Source organism: Mesorhizobium sp. M1169 (assembly GCF_040318345.1).
Taxonomy (GTDB): domain Bacteria; phylum Pseudomonadota; class Alphaproteobacteria; order Rhizobiales; family Rhizobiaceae; genus Mesorhizobium.
In genome coordinates this window covers 92,179-107,797 of the sequence record NZ_JAMYME010000004.1, presented here as the reverse complement: position 1 = coordinate 107,797, position 15,619 = coordinate 92,179, and the positions used below count along the sequence as shown (strand labels likewise).

The following is a 15,619-nucleotide window of genomic DNA, read 5'->3' as shown; positions in this document are numbered from 1 at the left end:
CGATTGAAACGGGAACCGCTGTTTCCCATCATATAGCGATGGGCCCACAAGGATCGACCCCTTTGTTGGGCCCAAATGGAGCAGACGATGAACACCCTTCGCACCGCCATGCTTTTGGCCGCAATGACGGCCCTGTTCATGGGCGTCGGCTATCTGGTCGGCGGATCCGGCGGCATGATGATCGCCTTGCTGATCGCCGCCGGCACCAATTTGTTCAGCTATTGGAACGCCGACAAGATGGTGCTGTCGATGCACCGTGCGATCGAAGTCGACGAACGCAACGCGCCTGAATATTACGCCATCGTGCAGGGTCTCGCGCAACGTGCCGGCCTGCCGATGCCGAGAACCTATCTCATCGACAATCCGCAGCCCAATGCCTTCGCCACCGGCCGCAATCCGCAAAATGCCGCTGTCGCCGCCAGCACCGGCCTGCTCGAGCGGCTATCGCATGAAGAAGTCGCGGCGGTGATGGCGCACGAGCTCGCCCATGTGCAGCACCGCGACACGCTGACCATGACGATCGTCGCCACCTTTGCCGGCGCAATTTCGATGCTCGGCAATTTCGCCTTCTTTTTCGGCGGCAACCGCGACAACAACAATTCCTTCGGCATCGTCGGCGTGCTGGTGGCAATGATCGTCGCGCCTTTGGCCGCCATGATCGTGCAGATGGCGGTGAGCCGCACCCGCGAATATGAGGCCGACCGGCGCGGTGCCGAAATCTGTGGACACCCGCTGTGGCTCGCCTCGGCGCTTGACAAGATCGCGCGGGGCGCCGAACGCATCCGCAACCCGGATGCCGAGCGCAATCCGGCAACCGCCCATCTCTTCATCATCAATCCTCTTTCCGGCGAGCGCATGGACAGTTTGTTTTCCACTCACCCGAGCACAGAAAACCGCATCGCCGCGTTGCAGAGGATGGCGAGCGAAATGGCCGGCGCACCCGAAGCGGCCGCGATGCCAAAGCCGGCGCCGGAAGGGACCGGGCAGCAGCCGTCTGGTCCGTGGGACAGGGCCGCGCGGCCCGAGAGGCCGCCTGAGCCGGCCAAGCCGAGACCCAATCCCTGGGGACGCAATCCGACCGGACCCAAAGGTCCGTGGTCGTGACGAGCGCGACAGACAAAAAAGGCGGGATCTCGCTGGCGGAAATGCGCGATCTTTGTGCAAGGCACTGGAACCCTATCGGCATACCGATGGCGAGCATAGCAACATCAAGTGACCTGGGCTTTCGCCCACTTCCTGAAGATGAATATGACACCTATCTCCGCCACATCGTCCGACTTGTCGGGGATGGTGCATCTCCAAAGCAAGTCGCGGACTATGTCGGCACGGTTGAGAAAGACTACATTCAGGTGATCTCCCCCCTAGGAAGCAAAGAAGATTTTGTCAGCGCCATATTTAAACTAGTCAACCGATCGCCGACACAATGAGGCCAACTCACAGTGAGGCTTCAGAAGCTCGCGGTCTCGCCGCGCGCAAGGCAGCCGCGCGCCTGCTTGCCGCCGTCATTGACGCGAAAACGCCGCTCGACGGGCTGACCGACCATGAAAACGGCCATCCACAATACAAGGCGCTCGACCTGCGCGACCGCGCTTTGGTGCGCGCCATTCTGGTCACCGCCCTGCGCTACCGCATGACCATATCAGGCCTTTTGGCCCGCCGCCTGGAAAAGCCGCTGCCGCCCAACGCCACGGCGCTTTCGCACATTTTGCATGTGGCGGCAGCGCAGATCCTGTTCCTCGATGTTCCCGACAGCGCCGCCGTCGACCTCGCCGTGACACACGCCAAGTCCGATCCGCGCACGGCGCGCTTTTCCGGCCTCGTCAACGGCGTGCTGCGCACGCTGGCGCGGGCCAAGCAGGACGAGTTCGCGGCAGCACTTGCCGCTACCGACGAGGCGCCAAAATGGTTTTCCGACCGTTTGAAAACGGTCTACGGCCTCGACAAGGCCAGGCAGATACTGCTCGCCCATCGCCATGAGGCACCGGTCGATTTCTCGGTCAAGTCGGACCCGGCGCTGTGGGCCGAACGGCTCGGCGGCTTTGTCTTGCCGACCGGCACGGTGCGGGTGGAAAAGCTCAGCGCTTCCGTGACCGAACTGCCCGGCTTTGGGGAAGGCGCCTGGTGGGTTCAGGATGCAGCGGCCAGCCTGCCGGCCCGGCTGTTCGGCGATATCGATGGTTTGCGAATCGTCGACCTCTGTGCCGCGCCGGGCGGCAAGACCGCCCAGCTGATCCTCGCCGGCGCCCACGTCACCGCGCTCGACATGTCCAAAACGCGGCTGGCACGGCTGACGCAGAACCTCGAACGGCTCGGTTTGGCCGCCGAGATCGTCCAGGCCGATCTGCTCAAATACGAGCCGAAGGACCTCTTCGATGCGGTCCTCCTCGACGCACCTTGCTCTTCGACCGGCACGGTGCGGCGGCATCCCGACGTCCCCTGGACGAAGACGGCGGCCGACGTCGAAAAACTGGCCAACCTGCAACGCCGGCTGCTTGCCCGCGCCGTCACCCTGGTCAAGCCTGGTGGACGCATCGTCTTTTCCAACTGTTCGCTCGATCCGCTGGAAGGCGAAGAGCTCTATCGCGACTTTCTCGCCGGCAATGCGGAGATTGTCGACGACCCGCTTCGGCCGGGTGAGATCGCCGGCATCGACCCGTTTCTGACGCCGCAAGGCACGTTGCGCACCACGCCTGCCGATCTGGAGCTAGGCTCGCCGGGCCGCTCCGGGCTGGACGGCTTCTTCGCCGCCCGCATGCGCAGAGCCGGCTAAGGGCCGATCTTGAAGCGCCGTCCGGCTTCTTGGGGCGAGGAGGCATGGAAAACAGGCTGAACGGCCCCACTGCCGCGGAATTCGCCTTCGCACAAGTTCTTGAATCATATAAACTTGTGCCTGGGTGAGGACGATCAGGAGGGGTTTTGGCAATCGCTGCCGGTAACACGACGCGTCTGTGGACGCTTGTCGCGAGGGAGTTCTGGCGCAAGACGCGCCGGCGCTTGCGCGCCGGGCCACTCTATCGCTGGCGCTACTCAGGCCGCACGCCGGAGCGCGTCCTGATCGCCCCACCGGACCTGCGGCTCGCCGATCCTCAGATCGCGCTCGAGATCTATTACGGCCGCTATCCGCTTTCGGGGCATCTGGTCGAGACCGGCGGCAAATCGCCCTTCCAGATCGACGTGCCCAATCCCGGCTGGCAAAAAACGCTGCATGGCTTTCGCTGGCTGCGGCATATGCGTGCCGCCGGCACCGAGCTAGCCGCCGCCAACGCGCGGGCGTTGGTTTCCGACTGGATTGCAATCCATGGCAGCCATATTTCCGGCATCGCCTGGGAGCCCGGCACGACGGCCAAGCGTGTCATTGCCTGGCTGCAGCATTCCTCGATCGTGTTGCAGGGCGCCGAATTTCCGTTCTACCGCGCGTTCTTGAAATCGCTCGCCGTCCAGATCCGCTATCTGCGCGCCATGGTGCGCGAGATGCCGGACGGCAAGGACCGGCTGCGCGCCCGCATTGCGCTGGCCTTTGCCGCTTTGTCGCTGCCGGCGCCGGCCTCGGCGCTACGCGGTGCTACCCGCAATCTCGCCGAGGAGCTCGACCGCCAGATCCTGCCTGACGGCGGCCATATCTCGCGCAATCCGATGGCCGTGCTTGAAATCCTCGCCGACCTTCTGCCGTTGCGCCAGACATACGCCAATCAGGCCGAGACACCGCCGGCCGCCCTGATCGGCGCCATCGACCGGATGCTGCCGGCATTGCGCTTCTTTCGCCATCAGGACGGCAGCCTTGCCCGCTTCAACGGCATGGGTGCCACCATTCACGACCGTATCGCCAGCATCCTGCATCACGACGACACCGCCGGTGCACCGTTGCTGCACGCGCCGCATTCGGGTTATGAGCGCCTGTCGATGGGCGGTGTCACTGTGATCGCCGATACCGGCCCGCCGCCCCCTGTCGACGTATCCAATGCCGCTCACGCCGGATGCCTCGCCTTCGAATTGTCGTCGGGCCGCCAGCACTATATCGTCAACGCCGGAATAGACACTTATGGCGCCGCCGAGTTCCGGCCGCTTGCCCGCGCCACCGCCGCCCACTCGACCGCCACCATCAACGACACGTCGTCGGCGCGCTTCAATCACTCCTTGCGCGTCAACGACCTGCTCGGCACGCCTTTGATCGGCGGGCCGCAGCATGTGCCTTGCAAGCGCACCGACCAGAAGGGCAGCCAGGGCTTCATCGCCCGCCATGACGGCTATGCAGCGCGCTTCGGCTTCCTGCATGAGCGCGAGCTGAAATTATCGACCGAAGGCAATGTGCTTGCCGGCAAGGAACGTTTCCTGCGCCCGGGCGGCGCTTCTATCCGCAACAATGGCCGTGACTTCGTCACGGTGCGTTTCCATGTCCATCCCGATATAAGCCTGCTCCAGGATGAGCATGACCGTCTGGTGCTGGCCGCCGACCATGCCGACACCTGGGTGTTTACCTCTACCGAAGTGGTGCCCGAGGTCGAGGAATCGATCTATTTCGCAGGGCTTGGCGGCCCGCGCCGCAGCCGCCAGATCGTGCTTGCGTTCAAGGCCTCGGAAATTGCCGAGGTCCACTGGCAATTGACGCGCACCATCATCGCCGGCCGTCCGGAAAAAGCTGAAGCCGGTGGCAACGGCAGACACTGATCAAGTCTTGCGGCTTGATTTCCGGGCCTCATATGCTACGGCCCGCGGACGCTCTCCAACCAGAACTGGAAAGGCCGCCAGCCCATGGCCGTCGCCGCCAAGAACATTCCCGCGCCCGACCTTGTACCCATCCGTCGCGCGCTCCTTTCCGTCTTTGATAAGACCGGCCTGATCGATTTCGCCAGGGCGCTGGCTTCGGCCGGCGTCGAGCTAGTCTCGACCGGCGGCACCGCAAGGGCGCTTGCCGAGGCAGGCATGGCGGTGCGCGACGTGTCCGAACTCACCGGCTTTCCCGAGATCATGGACGGCCGCGTCAAGACGCTGCACCCGTCGGTGCATGGCGCACTGCTTGGCGTGCGCGACGATCCCGAGCACGCCGCAGCGATGCGCGACCACGGCATCGAGCCGATCGATCTCGTCGTCTCCAATCTCTATCCGTTCGAAGAGGTGCGTCGCTCCGGCGCCGACTACGCGGCGATCGTCGAGAACATCGACATCGGCGGCCCGGCGATGATCCGTGCCTCGGCCAAGAACCACGCCTATGTCGGCATCGTCACCGATCCCGATGACTATGCCTCGGTGCTCAACGCGCTGGAGATGAATTTCGGCTCGTTGTCGCTGGATTTCCGCAAGAAGCTGGCAGCCAAGGCCTTTGCCCGCACCGCCACCTACGATGCGGCGATCTCGGGATGGTTCGCCGAGGCGCTTGAGATCGAGCATCCGACATGGCGCGCCTTCGGCGGCAAGCTGCAGTCGGTGATGCGCTATGGCGAAAACCCGCATCAGGGCGCCGGCTTCTATGTCAACGGCGACAGGCGGCCGGGCGTCGCCACGGCGCGCCAGCTTCAGGGCAAGCAGCTTTCCTACAACAACATCAACGACACCGACGCTGCCTTCGAGCTGGTCGGCGAGTTCGACCCGTCGCGCTCCGCAGCAATTGCCATCATCAAGCACGCCAACCCGTGCGGCGTCGCTGAGGACGCTTCGCTGCAGGCGGCCTATGCCAAGGCGCTGGCCTGCGATCCGGTCTCGGCCTTCGGCGGCATCGTCGCCATGAACCGCATCCTCGATGCCGGAACCGCCGAAGAGATCGTCAAGACCTTTACCGAAGTGATCATCGCACCGGAGGCGTCCGAAGAAGCAGTGCGCATCATTGCCGCCAAGAAGAACCTACGCCTGCTGGTCACCGGCGGCCTGCCCGACCCGCGCGCAGCGGGCCTTGGCTTGAAATCGGTTGCTGGCGGTTTGCTGGTTCAGGGCCGCGACAACGCGGTGGTGGATGACCTCGAGCTGAAAGTGGTGACCAGGCGCGCTCCGACTCCGGCCGAATTGGCCGATCTGAAATTCGCTTTTCGCGTGGCAAAGCACGTCAAGTCGAACGCCATCGTCTATGCCAGGGATGGCGCTACAGTCGGCATCGGCGCCGGCCAGATGAGCCGGGTCGATTCCTCGCGCATCGCGGCGCGCAAGGCGCTCGACGCGGCCGAAGCTGCCGGCCTGACGGAGCCCTTGACCGGGGGCTCGGTCGTCGCCTCGGATGCCTTTTTCCCGTTCGCGGATGGGCTTTTGTCGGCAATCGAAGCCGGCGCCACAGCCGTCATCCAGCCCGGCGGCTCGATGCGCGACGACGATGTCATCGCCGCCGCCGACGCTCACGGCATTGCCATGGTCTTCACCGGAGTGAGGCATTTCCGGCATTGAACGCGTTACCCCCGCTGCGGGAGAAGGCAAGAGCAGCTCACTCCGCCGGCCGATCCGCCGGATAGGGCGTGCCGATCAGGATCGCCATGCCGGCGCCAAGGAACAGCACGATCGCCGCCATGCCGAGTCGCGCCGAGCCGCTGGCCAGGGTGATCGTGGCCACAATGAAGGGTGCGGCAAAACTGGTTGCCCGGCCGGCCAGCGCATAGATGCCGAAATAGCGGCCCGATTCGGCAGCGGAGACGCTGCGCGCCATATAGGAGCGCGACGATGCCTGCACCGGCCCGAAAGCAAGCCCGATCAGCAGGCCGTAGAAAATGTAGGCTTTTTCCGCCGCCGTGCCGAACAATCCGCCGCCGTCCAGTCCGGGCATCACCCAGGCGCCGAACAGCGTATAGCCCGGGCCGGTCGAGACGATGCCGAGCGTAGCGATGCTTAGCATGACCAGCGAAATCATCACTATGGTCTTGGAACCCAGTGCTGTGTCGAGGCGTGCGGCAACCAGGCAGCCGACGATGGCAACGACGTTGAGGATGATGCCGAACAGGCCGATCTCGGTAATCGACCAATGGAACATTGCCGCCGCAAACGTTCCGCCCAGCGCCAGCAGTGCATTGACGCCGTCCTGATAGATCATGCGGGCGACGAGAAAGCGAAAAATGCCGCTGCGCTTGCGCACTTCGGCCAGCGTCGACTTCAGTTCCGACAGGCCTTCGCGCACCGCCGGCCCGATTGGAATGCCTTTGATCGCATCAGGCGTGAAGAAGAACATCGGCAGGATGAACAGGAAATACCAGGCCGCCGACAACGGTCCGGTGGCGCGCGCGTCCTCGCCGAGCCTGGGGTCGAGGCCGAAGATCGGGTCGAGCCCAACGACGGTCTTGCCGGTTTCAGGCGAGCCGGCCATGACGGTAACGACGAAGATCAGTGCGATCATGCCGCCGAGATAGCCGAGTCCCCAGGCCATGTTCGAGATCCTGCCGATGTCGCTCTTCGGCACCAGGCGGGGCATCATCGAATCGTTGAACACAGTCGAGAATTCCGCCGCGACCGACGCCAGCGAGAACAACGCCACGACCAGAAAAAGATTAGAGCCGGGCGCGGCGAACCACAGCAGGGTGAGGCAGGTGATTTTAACCGCGGCGAAGAAGGCTATCCACGGTTTGCGTGGTCCAGTCTGATCGGCGATCGAGCCGAGGACCGGCGACAAAACGGCAATGACGACGCCGGCGGCGGCAATGCCGTAGCCCCAGGCTGCTTGCCCGGTCTCTGGATTGCTGGCCATGCGCGAGACGAAATAAGGACCGAAGATGAAGGTGGTAACGACCGTGAAAAACGGCTGTGCCGCCCAGTCGAACAGCATCCATCCCCAGATGCCGCGTCCCGATGCCCGCTGCACTGCCATCTCAGCCATGTCCCCTCCGCTGGAGCTTGCTCCATGCCGATCGAATCGGAATGATGCTCCGTCTTGTTGTTGAGCACGATCTTGTCCAAAAGCCGATCGTCACTTTTTGGGATCATGCTCCGGCGCCCCCCAACGCAGGGCGCCGTTCGCTCAATAGCGCAGTTCTTCCCGGCAATCCCGCGCGATGTGGACGACGTCTCACAGCTGCGTCAGATCACTCATCAGGCCGGACGCCACCGACAGCCGCGACACGGTGATGTCGCCGCCCTCGGTCAGAGCCTGCAGCCGCTCGCGGATGCGTCCGACCCGTTCGCCGCCCGCCTCCAACCATGCTGTCACCGGATCCGCCGCCTCGGCATGACTGGTGAGTGCCGCCACCGCGATGCCGCGCCTGGCGGCGCCGATCGTGTCGGTGGCGCGCGAAAGCGCCAGTTGATCGTAATAATCCGAGGGCGTGATCGAGCGCGCCGCATCTTCGACGCGCGGTATGCGGAAGACATCGCTGACTGCAAAAAACGCCTTGGCGGCAGCGACGATGCCGGCATTTGCCGTCCGCGCCGTCAGCGCAATGTCGGGGATGAGTTCCGCCACATCGGTCAACGCCAGTTGCTGGGCCAGGCTCTCGGGCGCGCCGCCCTTCGACAGGCTGTGCTGCCGCTCCTCGATCCGCTCGCGCGAGAAGGCCGGCAACAGCGCAACGAGCTTCGGCTCCAGCGCCTTGCGCGCATCCTGCAACTCGGTGATCCGCTGCCCGAGCGGTGCGGTGCCGGCATCGTTCTTCAGGTACCAGCCGCTGGTCACATAGATCAGCCGGCTGACCGCCTGATAGAGGTCGAGCTGGATCTGTCCGTCGATCCGGTTGTCGAGCGCGTCGATCTGGCGATAGAGCGCCGGCAGCGCAAAGCCATCCCGCACCACGGCGAAGGTGCGCACGACATCGGCGGCACTGCGCCCGGTCGCTTCCTGCAGCCTGTTGACGAAGGACGGGCCGCCGCGATTGACCAGGTCATTGGCGACGGCACGGGCGATGATCTCGCGGCGCAGGCGATGGCCGTGGATTTCCGCCGCATATTTCTTTGCCATGCGGTCGGGAAAGTAACCCATCAGGTCGCGGTCGAAATGCGGATCGTCCGGCACGTCGCTGGCGACGATATCGGAAAACAGCACGATCTTGGCATAGGCAAGCAGCACGCCGAGCTCGGCCCGGGTGAGCGGCTCGCCGCGCCCATAGCGCAAGGCAACAGCCCCCCGCGCCCGCAGCCTATCCCCGGCCCGGTCCCGCAGCCCGCGCGCCACGAGCGCCACCCAGCAGCCGCTCTGGAGGGCAAAGTACGGAAGGCCGCGCTTGCGAGCAAGGGACAGCGCCAGCGTCTGCTGGTAATTGTTGGACAGCACCAGGGCGCTGACCTCGTCGGTCATCTCGGCCAGCAATTTGTTGCGCGACGGCCGCGTCAGCGAACCCTTCCGCATGGCGGAAGCCAGCGCGATCTTGATGTTGACCTCGACGTCTGAGCAGTTCACGCCGCCCGAATTGTCGATCGCATCTGAGTTGCAGCGGCCGCCATTCAATCCGAATTCGATGCGCGCCCGCTGTGTGACGCCGAGATTGGCGCCTTCACCGATGACCTTGGCACGCAGGTCGAGCGCGGCGATGCGGATCGCGTCATTGGCACGGTCGCCGACGTCCTGGTTGGTCTCGCCCGATGCCCTGACATAGGTGCCGATGCCGCCGAACCACAAAAGATCTGCCGGCGCCTTGAGGATGGCACTCATGATCTCGACCGGCGTGGCCGTTGTCTTGCCGAGGCCGATAGCTGCAGCCGCGGCGGCCGGCAAGGTGATCGACTTCTGGCTGCGCGAGACGATGATGCCGCCTTCGGACAGCTTCGTCTTGTCGTAATCCTGCCAGCTTGAGCGAGCGAGAGCGAACATACGCCGGCGCTCGGCCATCGAAGCGGCCATGTCGGGATCGGGATCGATGAAGATGTCGCGATGATCGAAGGCGGCGATCAGCCGGGTCTGCTCCGACAGCAGCATGCCGTTGCCGAACACGTCGCCCGACATGTCGCCAACGCCGACGACGGTGAACGGCGTGGTTTGGATGTCGCGGTTCATCTCGCGGAAATGCCGCTTGACCGCTTCCCAGGCGCCCTTGGCGGTGATGCCCATCTTCTTGTGGTCGTAGCCGGCCGAACCGCCGCTGGCGAAAGCGTCGTCGAGCCAGAAGCCGTGCCTTTCGCTGATGGCGTTGGCGATGTCCGAGAAGGTCGCCGTGCCCTTGTCCGCGGCGACGACGAAATACGGATCATCCTGATCGCGCCGCACGACGCCGGCTGGCGGGATGACGCCATCCAGCCCGATATTGTCGGTGATCGACAACAGGCTGGAAACGTAATTCTTGTAGGCGGCCGTGCCGGCCTCGAAAATTGCGTCGCGCCCGGCGCTCATCGGCAGCTTTTTCGGGTAGAAGCCGCCCTTGGCGCCAACCGGCACGATCACCGCATTCTTGACCTGCTGTGCCTTGACCAGGCCGAGCACCTCGGTGCGATAGTCCTGCGCACGGTCCGACCAGCGCAGGCCGCCGCGCGCGACCGGGCCGAAGCGCAGATGCACACCCTCGACCTCGGAGCCGTAGACGAAGATCTCCCGCCATGGCCGCGGCGCCGGCAGCCCGTCGACCGATTGCGAATCGAGCTTGATCGCCAGCGATTGGCCTTTCTGTTTCGTATCGGCAACGAAATGATTGGTGCGCAGCGAGGCTTCGATCAGGTTCAGATAACGGCGGATGATGGTGTCGTCGTCAATGTTGGGAACGTCTTCCAGCGCATCCGTGATCTTGGCTTTCAGATGTTTGGCCTGAACGACGCCTTCCGTCTCGGCCGTCGCGCCGAGGCGGGCGACAAACAGCGCATGCAGGTCGCGGGCGATCTCGGGATAACGGTTGAGCGCGGCGGCGATGAAATCCTGGCTCTGCGGGATGCCGGCCTGCTGCAGATAGCGGCCATAGGCGCGCAGGACGGTGATCTCGCCCGACCACAGGCCGGCGGTCTGGGCAAGGCCGTTATAGCCGTCATTGTCGACATCACCGCGCCAGACGGAAAGGAACGCATCCTCGAACAGCGCGCCGCCATTGCCGAGGTCGATCGGCCTGCCGTAGCTGTTCTCGAGTTCCATGTCGTGGATGAAGACCATGCCGGGCTGATCACTATTGATCATGCCGGATTGATTGTCGCCGACCTCGAAAGTGCGCTCGCTGATGACGCGGAAACCGATGTTTTCCAGCACGGGAACGCGCCGCGACAGCGCCACCGGGCTGCCATGGTGATAGATCTTCAGCGCCGCCTGATGCGGCTTCTGGTCGGCGTGACGGTAATAGTCGATGGCGATCGGATTTGACGCATCGAGCTTGGCGATGCGCCCGGCATCGGCCAGCGCCACGCCCGGCCGAAAACTGTCGCGATAGCTTTCCGAAAAACGCGAGGCGATGGCCGTGAGTCTCGCATCGGCGCCGGTCTCGGTCGCGGTCTCGCGCAGGGCATCGTCCCAGGTCCGTACGATGTCGCGGATCGCCGCCTCGATCGTTGCCTGCTCGACCTTCGGCGTCTTGCCGCCGGAGCGGCCGATGATGAAATGGACGCGCGCCAGCCCGCCTTCCGGGAAGGCCGGGTAATAGGCGGACAGCCGGCCTTCGAAGACGGTCTTCAGATAGGTGCCGATCTTCTCGCGCACGACGCTGTCGTAGCGGTCGCGCGGCACGAAGACGAGCACGGAGACGAAGCGGTCGAACTGGTCGACACGCACCAATGCCCTGACGCGCGGCCGCTCGATCAAGCCCAGTATGGCTTCGGCATGCTTGCGCAGGATCGGCACCGGAACCTGGAACAGCTCGTCGCGCGGATAGCTCTCCAGCACGTTGATCAATGCCTTGCCGGAATGGTCGCTTGGATTGAAGCCGGATTTGGCGATGACGGTTTCCGCCTTCGAGCGCAGATAGGGGATTTTCATCACCGAGCGCGTATAGGCAGTCGAGGTGAACAGGCCGACGATACGGAGCTCGCCCGAAAGCACGCCTTTGCCGGTGTAGGTCTTGACGCCGATGTAGTCGAGGTAGATACGGCGGTGCACCGACGACTTGGCGTTGGCCTTGGTGACGATCAGCGGTTCCGGCCCATGCAGGAAGGCACGGATTTCCGGCGTCGTGCTTACCGCTTCGGTGCCGCGCCTGAGCACCAGCACGTCGGGATCGGAAAGGATGCCGAGGCCGGGCTTTTCGGCGCGCTCTAGCATGCCGCTCGTCTCGCCGCCGGTGTAGTTGAATTCGCGCATGCCGAGAAAGGTGAAATTGTCGTCGCGCAGCCATTCGAGGAAGGCGATCGCCTCGGTGACATGGGCCTTGTCGAGCGGCACTGGGGAGTAGCGGAATTCCGAGATCGCCTGGTCGAGGCGGGCAAGCATCGGCTTCCAGTCGGTGACGGCGGCTCGCACCTGGCCGAGCAGCTTCGTCAGGCGTGCGGCCAGGCCTTCGGCCTGCTCGGCCGAAAGGCGGCCGATATGGACATGGATGACGCTCAGTCGGTCATGGCTGTGGTCGCCCTTGGCATAACCGCCATCGCCGAGGATTTCCTCGACGCCGTTCTTGCCGTGCCTGACGACTATGACTGGATGGGTAACCAGCAGCGGCTCGCCGGCGCTTTCTGTAATCTCGCCGAGGACGGAATCGAACAGGAACGGCATGTTGTCGTTGACGACAGTGATCACCGTCATCGGCCGGCCCTGGCGGACGACACCGGAATCGACGTCTATGGCAACGACGCAGTCGTCCTTCTTGTGCCTGGCCACTGCGCGGCCGGCGAGTTCGGCAGCGCGTTCGAGATCGATGACGTCGTAGGCGGCGACATCTTCGGCCGGAGCTCGGGCCAGCAGGTAGTCGGCAAGCCTGCCGGGCTTTTCACCACCCGCGGCTTCACCCCTCGTCAGGCCGGCTTTTTTCAACCGGCTCGCTGACTTTACGCTGGCCATGAGTCCCTCCCGTCACATGTTTTTGCGGCTATGCTAACAGATGACGGGTATTTGGCGACAAAGGTTTGACGGCTTGCGACGAAATGTCGGAATTCACCGGCAGCCTGGCGAAAAAGAGGAGAGATCCGCCATGACGGACAAAATCACCGCGCTTGACCTGGCACCGGCGGAGCTGAGCGACGCGACCAAGGCCTATTTCACCAAGTGCCGGGAGAAGCTCGGCCTCGTTCCCAACGTGCTGCTCGCCTATGCCTTCGACGAGAAGAAGCTGCGCGCTTTCACCGACATGTACAATGATTTGATGCTGGGTGAATCCGGCCTGTCGAAACTCGAGCGCGAGATGATCGCGGTGGCCGTCTCATCGGTCAACCATTGCTACTATTGCCTGGCCGCGCATGGCGCGGCGGTGCGCCAGCTTTCCGGCGACCCAGCCTTCGGCGAGATGATGGTGATGAATTTTCGCGCCGCCAAGCTGTCGGACAGGCAACGCGCCATGCTCGAATTCGCGGTGAAGCTGACCGGGCAGCCGGCAAAGATCGTCGAAGCGGACCGGGCGGCGTTGCGGCAAGTCGGCTTTTCCGACCGCGACATCTGGGACATCGCCTCGACCGCGGCGTTCTTCAACATGTCGAACCGGCTGGCATCGGCAATCGATATGCGGCCGAACGATGAATACCATGCGATGGCGCGATAGGGCACCGGCGTTGCGAGTCAACGGCATATTATATTAGCTACTTCGCATTCTCGTTGCTTGTTTGCCGGTTTGGTCCGATGATCGGCATGCGGCATGCCGCATGCCGGTTCGATGCCGCCGATCAGAGGAGGAGAACATGGCGAAATTTCTCTACGTCTATCACGGCTCGGGCAAGATGCCGACCGAGGAGGCCGAACGGAAGGCAGCGATGGATGCCTGGAACGGCTGGTACGGCAAGCTTGGCTCAGCGGTGGTCGACGGCGGCAATCCAGTCGGCATGTCGAAGACCCTGCTGCCTGGCGGCAAGGTCGAGAACAATGGCGGCAGCAATCCGACCGCCGGTTACACCATCATCGAAGCGAAAGACATCGACGATGCCGTCGGCAAGGCCAAGGATTGTCCTATCCTGACGGACCCGGGTTTCAGCGTCGAGATTGCGCCGATAATCGAAATGGGTTGACGCGCCGGCTCAAGACCGCGCGGCGATCGCCGCCGCAGCGCCGGCCATGGTACCGGCGCTGATGCGGTTGGCGATTTTCATCGCCCGCTTGCTCCTCAAGAGCTTGCGCGCCTGCGATGCGGCGAGCACCCATGTCAAATCGATGGCGACCAGGACCACTGCCATGGTCGCCGTCAATTCGATCCAGCCGACCATGCTGACCGAACCGAGGTCGATGATGGTCGGCAGCAGCGCCAGATAGAACATCATGATCTTGGGGTTGCCGAGCGTCACGGCCATGCCGGCAAAGAACAGTCTGACGGGCGAATCTTCGCGCGGCAGCGCGCCTTCCTTGGCCTCGACCGGTGCCGTCCACATCTTCCAGGCAAGCCAGCCGAGATAGGCGACGCCGACCCACTTCACGACGACAAAGGCAAAGTGGAACGTCTGCGCCACCACGGCGAGGCCAAACACCGCCAGCGACAGCCAGATCGCTTCGCCGATCCACATCGCAAGCAGGAACGGGAACACGTCGCGAAACCCTTTTACGATGACCCGTGCCACAAGAGCGGCGATCGATGGGCCGGGCGAGCCGGCGGCAACAAGCAGGGCGCCGGCAAAAATCAGAAGCGATGTGAAATGCATGACGCGGATCCCGTTTGAAATGTTTGGGTCGTTCAAGATAACCCAACTGGTCCGACGACAGTAGCGTCCACCGAAAGAAGGCTTGTCGGCCAGACACCTCGCGGTTAGAAATGTCGTCCCGACATCATTTCGAGCTTCACTTTGCCTTCGTAACCGCCGGTCTCGTCAACTCCCCCAACACAGAGCAGGGCGTCGCAGTCGCGATGCCTGTTTTCACATCATGTGTTCCTCGGGTGGCGGTTCGAGACCGGTTTGGCACTGCTGAACCGCTGTCGCGCATAACCACCCGCGACACCTGATTTCCAACTGCCGCAGTCTCTCGCCACGCCGTCCCCGCATGGGTTCTCGATATCGCCGATCTGACGAACTTCCCGACGGGAAGGGCTTTTCGGCATGCCTTCGATACTGCGTATCCGCTGGACGATCACACCCAAGACCGCACCTCGACCTCACCTCAACTGCAATCGCTGCGGCGGCCTGAAAGCCTATCGCTGCAGCGGCAAATTCCGGGTCAATGCCAACGGCAAGCGCATTGACGCCTGGTTGATCTACCGCTGCATCGACTGCGACAATTCCTGGAATTTCGGCATTCTGGAGCGCTGCAGCCGCCGCGATATCGAACCGGCAATATTGCAGGCGCTCGAAAGCAATAATCCGGTCCTGGCGCGGCGCCATGCCTTCGATGTTGCCGCATTGCGAAGCAGTATCGGGCGCGTCGAGGAGTTTCCCGAAGCCGCCGTTCATAAGCAGGTGCTCGGGGATAGACCGGAAAATACCAACGCGCTCGAACTTCGGCTCTGGCTCGAAATGCCGACAGCGCTGCGGCTCGACCGGTTGCTCGCCAACGAACTCGGTGTCTCGCGATCGCGGCTACAGGTTTGGGAAGAGAAACGATTGCTGGTGGTTGGTCCGGACGGAGCCAAAGCCTTGCGCCGGCCAGCGCGGGCGGGAACGGCGATCCGCGTCTATCTCGTCGGCGAGCCCGACCGGGAAGCCATCATCTCGGCTGCCGGCGGATGAAACAACGAGGGAAGGGAGCACACGAGTGCTC

Annotated in this window: 11 protein-coding genes; 8 read left to right on the top strand and 3 right to left on the bottom strand. The window is 63.5% G+C overall.

Going from position 1 to position 15,619, the window contains the following annotated elements; all coding sequences use genetic code 11:
• Positions 1 to 87: 87 nt before the first annotated feature.
• From htpX to purH, 5 genes are all read left to right on the top strand, one after another.
• Positions 88 to 1,104 (top strand): zinc metalloprotease HtpX, encoded by a 1,017-nt coding sequence (gene htpX / locus NKH41_RS05685; RefSeq protein WP_352767509.1) that lies wholly within the window; start codon positions 88 to 90, stop codon positions 1,102 to 1,104.
• Positions 1,101 to 1,427, top strand: a complete 327-nt coding sequence (locus NKH41_RS05680; protein WP_352451231.1) for a hypothetical protein — start codon at positions 1,101 to 1,103, stop codon at positions 1,425 to 1,427. The genes htpX and NKH41_RS05680 overlap by 4 nt, the downstream gene beginning before the upstream one ends.
• Complete coding sequence (locus tag NKH41_RS05675) at positions 1,424 to 2,770, top strand: RsmB/NOP family class I SAM-dependent RNA methyltransferase (RefSeq protein WP_352767507.1); 1,347 nt, start codon at positions 1,424 to 1,426, stop codon at positions 2,768 to 2,770. The genes NKH41_RS05680 and NKH41_RS05675 overlap by 4 nt, the downstream gene beginning before the upstream one ends.
• 146 nt (positions 2,771 to 2,916) lie before the next feature.
• Complete coding sequence (locus NKH41_RS05670; protein WP_352767505.1) at positions 2,917 to 4,665, top strand: heparinase II/III family protein; 1,749 nt, start codon at positions 2,917 to 2,919, stop codon at positions 4,663 to 4,665.
• 84 nt (positions 4,666 to 4,749) lie between these two features.
• Entirely contained in the window at positions 4,750 to 6,366 is a 1,617-nt protein-coding gene (gene purH, locus NKH41_RS05665; RefSeq protein ID WP_352540907.1) for a bifunctional phosphoribosylaminoimidazolecarboxamide formyltransferase/IMP cyclohydrolase, read from the top strand.
• Positions 6,367 to 6,403: 37 nt separating this feature from the next.
• Here purH and NKH41_RS05660 read toward each other — a convergent pair whose 3' ends face one another.
• Together NKH41_RS05660 and NKH41_RS05655 are read right to left on the bottom strand one after the other, a co-directional pair.
• Positions 6,404 to 7,780 carry an MFS transporter gene (locus NKH41_RS05660; protein WP_352767503.1) on the bottom strand — a complete coding sequence of 459 codons (1,377 nt, stop codon included), beginning with the start codon at positions 7,778 to 7,780 and terminating at the stop codon, positions 6,404 to 6,406.
• A 189-nt stretch (positions 7,781 to 7,969) separates the two neighbouring features.
• Positions 7,970 to 12,790, bottom strand: a complete 4,821-nt coding sequence (locus tag NKH41_RS05655) for an NAD-glutamate dehydrogenase (protein ID WP_352932247.1) — start codon at positions 12,788 to 12,790, stop codon at positions 7,970 to 7,972.
• Positions 12,791 to 12,920: 130 nt separating this feature from the next.
• Here NKH41_RS05655 and NKH41_RS05650 point away from each other — a divergent pair, with 130 nt between their 5' ends.
• Complete coding sequence (locus NKH41_RS05650) at positions 12,921 to 13,484, top strand: peroxidase-related enzyme (RefSeq protein ID WP_352540904.1); 564 nt, start codon at positions 12,921 to 12,923, stop codon at positions 13,482 to 13,484.
• A gap of 136 nt (positions 13,485 to 13,620) precedes the next feature.
• On the top strand, positions 13,621 to 13,944 hold the full coding sequence (locus NKH41_RS05645) for a YciI family protein (RefSeq protein WP_023678126.1): 324 nt from the start codon (positions 13,621 to 13,623) through the stop codon (positions 13,942 to 13,944).
• A 9-nt stretch (positions 13,945 to 13,953) separates the two neighbouring features.
• Here the strand turns inward: NKH41_RS05645 and NKH41_RS05640 are convergent, their stop codons facing one another.
• A complete protein-coding gene (locus NKH41_RS05640) occupies positions 13,954 to 14,568 on the bottom strand; it encodes a LysE family translocator (protein WP_352540903.1) in 615 nt (204 codons plus the stop codon).
• Positions 14,569 to 14,961: 393 nt separating this feature from the next.
• Between NKH41_RS05640 and NKH41_RS05635 the strand changes: the two genes are divergently transcribed.
• Entirely contained in the window at positions 14,962 to 15,588 is a 627-nt protein-coding gene (locus NKH41_RS05635) for a DUF1062 domain-containing protein (protein ID WP_352767500.1), read from the top strand.
• Positions 15,589 to 15,619 lie beyond the last annotated feature (31 nt).

Bases quoted from the DNA above. Each gene is read 5' to 3' on its own strand.
- NKH41_RS05640 (WP_352540903.1), bottom strand. From the start codon at position 14,568: ATGCATTTCACATCGCTTCTGATTTTTGCCGGCGCCCTGCTTGTTGCC.
- NKH41_RS05655 (WP_352932247.1), bottom strand. From the start codon at position 12,790: ATGGCCAGCGTAAAGTCAGCGAGCCGGTTGAAAAAAGCCGGCCTGACG.
- NKH41_RS05645 (WP_023678126.1), top strand. From the start codon at position 13,621: ATGGCGAAATTTCTCTACGTCTATCACGGCTCGGGCAAGATGCCGACC.
- purH (WP_352540907.1), top strand. From the start codon at position 4,750: ATGGCCGTCGCCGCCAAGAACATTCCCGCGCCCGACCTTGTACCCATC.
- htpX (WP_352767509.1), top strand. From the start codon at position 88: ATGAACACCCTTCGCACCGCCATGCTTTTGGCCGCAATGACGGCCCTG.
- NKH41_RS05675 (WP_352767507.1), top strand. From the start codon at position 1,424: ATGAGGCCAACTCACAGTGAGGCTTCAGAAGCTCGCGGTCTCGCCGCG.
- NKH41_RS05660 (WP_352767503.1), bottom strand. From the start codon at position 7,780: ATGGCTGAGATGGCAGTGCAGCGGGCATCGGGACGCGGCATCTGGGGA.
- NKH41_RS05650 (WP_352540904.1), top strand. From the start codon at position 12,921: ATGACGGACAAAATCACCGCGCTTGACCTGGCACCGGCGGAGCTGAGC.
- NKH41_RS05635 (WP_352767500.1), top strand. From the start codon at position 14,962: ATGCCTTCGATACTGCGTATCCGCTGGACGATCACACCCAAGACCGCA.